A 5,014-nucleotide genomic window follows, 5' to 3' on the forward strand; every position below is an offset into this window, starting at 1 on the left:
TTGTGGACTCAGGGTCACACAGTGGATGCGAACAACTCGTTGTGGCAAGCCCTCGGCCTATTAGTACCGGTCAACTCCACCCCTCACAGGGCTTCCATCTCCGGCCTATCAACCCAGTCATCTACTGGGAGCCTTACCCACTCGAAGGTGGTGGGAGACCTCATCTTGGAACAGGCTTCCCGCTTAGATGCCTTCAGCGGTTATCCCTCCCGAACATAGCCAACCAGCCGTGCCCCTGGCGGGACAACTGGCACACCAGAGGTTCGTCCGTCCCGGTCCTCTCGTACTAGGGACAGCCTTCCTCAAGTCTCCAACGCGCGCGGCGGATAGGGACCGAACTGTCTCACGACGTTCTAAACCCAGCTCGCGTACCGCTTTAATGGGCGAACAGCCCAACCCTTGGGACCTACTCCAGCCCCAGGATGCGACGAGCCGACATCGAGGTGCCAAACCATGCCGTCGATATGGACTCTTGGGCAAGATCAGCCTGTTATCCCCGGGGTACCTTTTATCCGTTGAGCGACACCCCTTCCACAAGGTGGTGCCGGATCACTAGTCCCGACTTTCGTCCCTGCTCGACCCGTCAGTCTCACAGTCAAGCTCCCTTGTGCACTTACACTCAACACCTGATTGCCAACCAGGCTGAGGGAACCTTTGGGCGCCTCCGTTACTCTTTGGGAGGCAACCGCCCCAGTTAAACTACCCACCAGGCACTGTCCCTGAACCAGATCATGGCCCGAGGTTAAGACACCCAATTCGACCAGAGTGGTATTTCAACAACGACTCCACCACCACTGGCGTGATAGCTTCACAGTCTCCCACCTATCCTACACAAGCCGAACCAAGCATCAATACCAAGCTATAGTAAAGGTCCCGGGGTCTTTCCGTCCTGCCGCGCGTAACGAGCATCTTTACTCGTAGTGCAATTTCGCCGAGTCTGTGGTCGAGACAGCGCCCAAGTCGTTACGCCATTCGTGCAGGTCGGAACTTACCCGACAAGGAATTTCGCTACCTTAGGATGGTTATAGTTACCACCGCCGTTTACTGGCGCTTAAATTCTCCGCTTCGCCCCGAAGAGCTAACAGGTCCTCTTAACGTTCCAGCACCGGGCAGGCGTCAGTCCGTATACATCGTCTTGCGACTTCGCACGGACCTGTGTTTTTAGTAAACAGTCGCTTGGGCCTGGTCTCTGCGACCGGCCGTCCCTAGCCCGCAAGGAGCCTCAAGACAACCGGCCCTCCTTCTCCCGAAGTTACGGAGGTATTTTGCCGAATTCCTTAACCACAGTTCGCTCGATCGCCTCGGTATTCTCTACCTGACCACCTGTGTCGGTTTGGGGTACGGGCCGCAACAGCACTCGCTAGAGGCTTTTCTCGACAGCATGGGATCACTCTCTTCGCCTCAATCGGCTACGCATCACCTCTCACCCTTCGATGAGCCCCGGATTTACCTAGGACTCGGGCTACAGGCTTACACCACGACAACCACCGCGTGGCGGAGCTACCCTCCTGCGTCACCCCATCACTTGCCTACTACCAGATCGGATCCCACGCTCCCCCACAAACAACACTCCCGAAGGAGCGAAGGTGGGTTCGGATGGTTAGCATCACCAGCCTCGGCATGGACGCACTATCACGAGCACGGGAATATCAACCCGTTGTCCATCGACTACGCCTGACGGCCTCGCCTTAGGTCCCGGCTCACCCTGGGCGGAACAACCTGGCCCAGGAACCCTTGGTCATCCGGCGGCAGAGATTCTCACTCTGCATTCGCTACTCATGCCTGCATTCTCACTCCCACACCCTCCACCCGTAAATCACTCCCGGGCTTCACCAGATGCAGGACGCTCCCCTACCCAACAACACCTAAGTGTCATTGCCACGGCTTCGGCGGTGCGCTTGAGCCCCGCTACATTGTCGGCGCAGGACCACTTGACCAGTGAGCTATTACGCACTCTTTCAAGGGTGGCTGCTTCTAAGCCAACCTCCTGGTTGTCCGGGCGATCCCACATCCTTTCCCACTTAGCGCACGCTTAGGGGCCTTAGCCGGTGATCTGGGCTGTTTCCCTCTCGACCACGAAGCTTATCCCCCGCAGTCTCACTGCCGCGCTCTCACTCACCGGCATTCGGAGTTTGGCTGACTTCGGTAAGCTTGTCGGCCCCCTAGGCCATCCAGTGCTCTACCTCCGGTGAGAAACACACGACGCTGCACCTAAATGCATTTCGGGGAGAACCAGCTATCACGAAGTTTGATTGGCCTTTCACCCCTACCCACAGCTCATCCCCCAGGTTTTCAACCCTGGTGGGTTCGGGCCTCCACGACGTCTTACCGACGCTTCACCCTGGCCATGGGTAGATCACTCCGCTTCGGGTCTACACCCCGCGACTCACACGCCCTATTCGGACTCGCTTTCGCTACGGCTACCCCACACAGGTTAACCTCGCCACGAAGCATAACTCGCAGGCTCATTCTTCAAAAGGCACGCCATCACCCCGAAAGGCTCTGACGGCTTGTAAGCACACGGTTTCAGGTACTATTTCACTCCCCTCCCGGGGTACTTTTCACCTTTCCCTCACGGTACTTGTCCGCTATCGGTCATCAGGTAGTATTTAGGCTTGACGGGTGGTCCCGCCAGATTCACAGCGAATTTCACGGGCTCGCTGCTACTCGAGAACACGCCCACAACAGAACCCAGTGTTTTCGCGTACGGGGCTATCACCCACTACGGCCGACCATCCCAGAGTCGTTCCGCTAACACAGGCACTTGCTGTCCCACCCTCGGCAGAAGATGAACGACACGTCTCACAACCCCGCACCCGCAACGCCTGCCGGCTTGACACGGACACGGTTTAGCCTCTTCCGCTTTCGCTCGCCACTACTCACGGAATCACTATTGTTTTCTCTTCCTGTGGGTACTGAGATGTTTCACTTCCCCACGTTCCCTCCACGCACCCTATGAATTCAGGTACGGGTAACGCCCCATGACGGGCGCTGGGTTTCCCCATTCGGACACCCTCGGATCACAGCTCGGTTGACAGCTCCCCGAGGCCTATCGCGGCCTCCCACGTCCTTCATCGGCTCCTGATGCCCAGGCATCCACCATGTGCTCTTAACAACTTGACCACAACAAGATGCTCGCATCCACTATGCAACACTCAACCCACAACCACACCCGACCAAGAAACAACCACCACCACCCACACAAGGAAGCGTTAGGAAGCCCTCGACCAGAGCGGCCAAAGAAAACAACCCACAGTTCCGAAGAACCCAGGATGTCCTCTCAGGACCCAACAGTGTGCCAAGCCAGACGGTCCGACGTGCTGCGTTCCACCCAACGCACCCGACCCACGAACGGGGCCGCAAATGCGATTCAATGAAGGAACCACAGACACCCAATAAAGAGCGTGTGGTGCCCCATCACATGATGGGACTCCTTAGAAAGGAGGTGATCCAGCCGCACCTTCCGGTACGGCTACCTTGTTACGACTTCGTCCCAATCGCCAGTCCCACCTTCGACAGCTCCCTCCACAAGGGTTGGGCCGCCGGCTTCGGGTGTTACCAACTTTCGTGACGTGACGGGCGGTGTGTACAAGGCCCGGGAACGTATTCACCGCAGCGTTGCTGATCTGCGATTACTAGCGACTCCAACTTCACGGGGTCGAGTTGCAGACCCCGATCCGAACTGAGACTCACTTTAAGGGATTCGCTCCACCTCACGGTCTCGCAGCCCTCTGTATGAGCCATTGTAGCATGTGTGAAGCCCTGGACATAAGGGGCATGATGACTTGACGTCATCCCCACCTTCCTCCGAGTTGACCCCGGCAGTCTCCCATGAGTCCCCACCATTACGTGCTGGCAACATGGAACAAGGGTTGCGCTCGTTGCGGGACTTAACCCAACATCTCACGACACGAGCTGACGACAGCCATGCACCACCTGCACACCAACCACAAGGGAAGCCCTATCTCTAGGGATGTCTGGTGCATGTCAAACCCAGGTAAGGTTCTTCGCGTTGCATCGAATTAATCCACATGCTCCGCCGCTTGTGCGGGCCCCCGTCAATTCCTTTGAGTTTTAGCCTTGCGGCCGTACTCCCCAGGCGGGGCGCTTAATGCGTTAGCTGCGGCACAGAAACCGTGGAATGGTCCCCACACCTAGCGCCCAACGTTTACGGCGTGGACTACCAGGGTATCTAATCCTGTTCGCTCCCCACGCTTTCGCTCCTCAGCGTCAGTATCGGCCCAGAGACCCGCCTTCGCCACCGGTGTTCCTCCTGATATCTGCGCATTTCACCGCTACACCAGGAATTCCAGTCTCCCCTGCCGAACTCAAGTGATGCCCGTATCGACCGCACGCTCAGAGTTAAGCCCCAAGTTTTCACGGCCGACGCGACACACCGCCTACGAGCTCTTTACGCCCAATAATTCCGGACAACGCTCGCACCCTACGTGTTACCGCGGCTGCTGGCACGTAGTTGGCCGGTGCTTCTTCTCCAGGTACCGTCAATTGCTCTTCGTCCCTGGCGAAAGAGGTTTACAACCCGAAGGCCGTCATCCCCCACGCGGCGTCGCTGCGTCAGGCTTCCGCCCATTGCGCAATATTCCCCACTGCTGCCTCCCGTAGGAGTCTGGGCCGTGTCTCAGTCCCAGTGTGGCCGGTCGCCCTCTCAGGCCGGCTACCCGTCACCGCCTTGGTAGGCCATCACCCCACCAACAAGCTGATAGGCCGCGGGCCCATCCCCCACCGAAAAAACTTTCCACCACCAACCATGCGATCAGTGGTCCTATCCGGTATTAGACCCAGTTTCCCGGGCTTATCCCAGAGTGGAGGGCAGGTCACCCACGTGTTACTCACCCGTTCGCCGCTCGTGTACCCCCGAAAGGGCCTTACCGCTCGACTTGCATGTGTTAAGCACGCCGCCAGCGTTCGTCCTGAGCCAGGATCAAACTCTCCAACAAAACCCTGACTTGCAACAAACAACTGGCCACAACACCCGACGGGATCGAATGCTGCA

General features: G+C 57.9%; 2 rRNA genes. Both read right to left on the reverse strand.

Annotation, left to right across the window (positions count from 1 at the left end):
• Positions 1–40: 40 nt before the first annotated feature.
• Positions 41–3,123, reverse strand: a 23S ribosomal RNA gene (locus NH602_RS27965).
• 315 nt (positions 3,124–3,438) lie between these two features.
• Positions 3,439–4,958: ribosomal RNA gene (locus NH602_RS27970) — 16S ribosomal RNA — on the reverse strand.
• The 16S and 23S rRNA genes sit together here, the layout of an rRNA operon.
• Positions 4,959–5,014: the final 56 nt, after the last annotated feature.

Origin of the sequence: Pseudonocardia sp. McavD-2-B (genome assembly GCF_024124365.1) — a bacterium.
In the GTDB taxonomy this organism is placed as follows: domain Bacteria; phylum Actinomycetota; class Actinomycetes; order Mycobacteriales; family Pseudonocardiaceae; genus Pseudonocardia; species Pseudonocardia alni.